General features: G+C 70.4%; 3 protein-coding genes and 1 pseudogene. 2 read left to right on the forward strand and 2 right to left on the reverse strand.

From position 1 onward, the window contains the following. Nucleotides 1-255 (reverse strand): annotated as a pseudogene (locus AC27VN_RS36550) (hypothetical protein); the annotation flags it as partial. Beyond that, on the reverse strand, nt 252-1,967 hold the full coding sequence (locus AC27VN_RS36555) for an FMN-binding glutamate synthase family protein (RefSeq protein WP_093350675.1): 1,716 nt from the start codon (nt 1,965-1,967) through the stop codon (nt 252-254). The gene AC27VN_RS36555 and the pseudogene AC27VN_RS36550, both read right to left, overlap by 4 nt. A 56-nt stretch (nt 1,968-2,023) precedes the next feature. Between AC27VN_RS36555 and AC27VN_RS36560 the strand changes: the two genes are divergently transcribed. Both AC27VN_RS36560 and AC27VN_RS36565 read left to right on the forward strand, forming a co-directional pair. Further along, complete coding sequence (locus AC27VN_RS36560; RefSeq protein WP_490879797.1) at nt 2,024-2,821, forward strand: UPF0149 family protein; 798 nt, start codon at nt 2,024-2,026, stop codon at nt 2,819-2,821. A 58-nt stretch (nt 2,822-2,879) separates the two neighbouring features. Further along, a partial coding sequence (locus AC27VN_RS36565) for an MFS transporter (protein ID WP_490879798.1) occupies nt 2,880-3,335 on the forward strand: 456 nt, incomplete at its 3' end.

The raw sequence follows: 3,335 nt of genomic DNA on the forward strand, positions 1-3,335 counted from the left end.
GCGCGCCACCGCGGCCATCACCCGGTAGCCCCACTTGCCGTGGCGCGGGCCGGCCTTCTTGAGCCACACGCGCTCGTCGCCGAAGCGGTGGCTGGCCACGTTCTTGGCCTGGCGCGGCAGGGTGGTGCGCAGGAAGGCCGCGTAGTCGCCCGGCGCGGGCGGGGAGGGGATCGCATCCAGCGGGGCCGGGCCCGAGGCCACGCCCTTGCGCATCGAAAGGCGCGCGCCGGCGCCGCCACGTCGCAGCGGATTCATGCGGCCAGCGCGAGTCCCTGGGATGCGGCGGGAGCGCTCTGCATGCCCTGCATTCCCTGTGTCAGGGGTTGGAAACTGTCGGCACTGGCCAGCGGCCAGTAGGTGCGGAACACGTTGTGCTGCTCGTCGAGCGGGCCCAGCAGCGCGCCCGGCTGCACCTGCATCACCAGGTTGCTCAGCAGGCGCACCTCTGTGTCGGAGATGCGGCGCACGATGTGGTGGGCGGTGATCTGCTGCGGATGGTCGAGGCCGGCGGCCTGCACCAGCTCCTGCAGCGCATGCAGCGTGCTGCGGTGGAAGTTGCGCACGCGCTCGGCCTTGGTCGGCACCACCAGCGCCTGCTGGCGCACCGGGTCCTGCGTGGTCACGCCGGTCGGGCAGTGGCCGGTGTGGCAGCTCTGCGCCTGGATGCAGCCCAGCGCCATCATGAAGCCGCGCCCCGCGTTGCACCAGTCGGCGCCCAGCGCCATCATGCGCGCCAGGTCGAAGGCGGTGATGACCTTGCCGGCGCAGCCCAGCTTGATGCGATGACGCAGGTTCACGCCCAGCAGCGTGTTGTGCACCAGCAGCAGGCCTTCCTGCAGCGGCGCGCCCACGTGGTCGCTGAACTCGACCGGCGCCGCGCCGGTGCCGCCCTCGGCGCCGTCGACCACGATGAAGTCGGGCGTGATGCCGGTGGCCTGCATCGCCTTGACGATGCCGAACCATTCCCAGGGATGGCCGAGGCAGAACTTGAAGCCGGTGGGCTTGCCGCCCGAGAGCTCGCGCAGCCGGGCCACGAAATGCATCATCTCGGTCGGTGTGGAGAAGGCGCTGTGCGAGGAGGGCGAGATGCAGTCCACGCCGATCGGCACGCCGCGCGCGGCCGCGATCTCGGGCGTGACCTTGGGTGCCGGCAGCACGCCGCCGTGGCCGGGCTTGGCGCCCTGGCTCAGCTTGATCTCGATCATCTTCACCTGCGGGTCGCGCGCGTTGGCGATGAAGCGTTCCTCGCTGAAGGTGCCGTCCTCGTTGCGGCAGCCGAAGTAGCCCGAGCCGATCTCCCAGATCAGGTCACCGCCGTGCACCCGGTGGTGCTGCGAGATCGAGCCCTCGCCGGTGTCATGCGCGAAGCCGCCGCTCTTGGCGCCCTGGTTGAGCGCGAGGATGGCGTTGGCCGAGAGCGCACCGAAGCTCATGGCCGAGATGTTGAACACGCTGGCGCTGTACGGCTGCGTGCAGACCTGGGCCGGGTTGGCATCGGCCGGCTGCGGCGTGCCGCCGATCACGATGCGGAAGTCGTGGTTGGCCAGTTTCGTCGGCTGCATCGAGTGGTTGATCCACTCGTAGCCCGCGATGGTCACGTTGAGCTGGGTGCCGAAGGGCCGGTTGTCGGGCTCGCCCTTGGCGCGCTGGTAGACCAGCGAGCGCTGGGCGCGCGAGAAGGGCGCGGCCTCGGCGTCGCTCTCGATGAAGTACTGGCGGATCTCGGGCCGGATGAATTCCAGCAGGAAACGCAGGTGCCCGATCACCGGGTAGTTGCGCAGGATCGCGTGCCGGGTCTGCCGCAGGTCGTGCACGCCGGTGCCCGCGAGCACCGCGAACACCACCAGCGCGAGCCAGGCGAACCAGAGATGGGGGGAAGCCAGGACGAAGGCCAGGCTGGCCGCGAAACCGGCCACGCACAGGGCGAAGGCGGTGTAGCGGACCGGAAACGGAGTGATCGTGGGCATGGTTGTGAGGGGCTGCCGGAGCCTGCTGCATCATAGAGGGCTGCTTCGAACTTGCCATGACGACCACCCCACCCGACTCCGCCGGCACGAATCCGGCCCCCACCCCCGACCTGCAACCCCTCGGTCCCGACGACTTCGACGCCCTCGACCGGGCGCTCGACGCGATGCGCGAGCACGACGAGGAAATTCCCCAATGGGAGTTCTGCGAGGGCTTCCTGGCAGCGCTGGTTTGTACCCGCCGCGTCATCGAGCCCGCGGAGTACTGGCCTGTGCTACTGGGCGACGGCTTCGTGCCGGCCCAGCAGATGGAATTCGTCTGGCACTGGAAGCGCCGCTGGCGCGAGATCGAGACCGGTCTCGATGCCGACGTCGAGACGCTCGAGGACGAGCGCAGCTGGCAGCCCGAGGTGCTCGACACCCGCGGCGCCGTCGCCGCGCTGCCGCCCGAGGAGCGCGCCGAGATGGAGGGCGAGGCGCTGCCCTCGTTCGCCCAGGTCTGGGCGCTGGGCTTCATGTACGCGGTCGAGAACTGGCCCGAGGACTGGACCCCGCCGCGCGACAAGGAGGCGGCCCAGATGCTCGACGACGCGCTCGAGAACATCGTCGTGCTGACCGAGGACGACAAGGCCAAGCCGGTGCTCTCGATGTACGACGAGAACGGCCCGCCGAGCGTGAGCCAGCAGCGGCTGGACGACTTCGGCGCCGCCATCTGGGCCGTGTACGACCTGCGCCAGCTCTGGAAGAGCCTGGGCCCCAAGGTCGAAACCGTCCGCAAGGAAGCCACGCCGGGCCGCAACGACCCCTGCCCCTGCGGCAGCGGCAAGAAGTACAAGAAGTGCCACGGTGCCGGCTGAGGGCGCCAGTACCGCTTCACCACCGGCCGCGGCGCTGAGCGCGCGCGCGGCCTGGGCCATGGTGCTCGCGCTGTGCGCGGGCGTGGCGCTGAGCCAGGCCTTCCGCACCGTCGGCGCCATCATGGCCAGCCCGCTGCAGGCCGAGTTCGGCCTGTCGCCGCAGGCGCTGGGCATCTTCTCGGGCGCCTTCCATTTCGCCTTCGGCGCGATGCAGCTGTTCATGGGCATCGGCATCGACCTGCACGGCGTGCGGCGCACCGTGCTGGTGGCCTTCCCGGTCGCGATCGCGGGGGCGCTGCTGTCGGCCCTGTCCTCGAATTACCTGGTGCTGGTGCTGGCCCAGGCGCTGATCGGCGTGGGCTGCGCGCCGGCCTTCCTGGTCTGCACCGTCTTCATCGCGCGCCACTTCCCGGCCGAGCGCTTCGCCACCGTCTCGGGCCTGGTGCTGGCGATCGGCGGCCTGGGCATGCTGGTCACGGGCACGCCGCTGGCCTGGCTGGTGCAGGCGCATTCC

The organism is Variovorax sp. 20P10.2.4 (assembly GCF_058244205.1).

Coding starts and splice junctions, on each gene's coding strand:
- AC27VN_RS36555 (WP_093350675.1), bottom strand. CDS start 1,967: ATGCCCACGATCACTCCGTTTCCGGTCCGCTACACCGCCTTCGCCCTG.
- AC27VN_RS36560 (WP_490879797.1), top strand. CDS start 2,024: ATGACGACCACCCCACCCGACTCCGCCGGCACGAATCCGGCCCCCACC.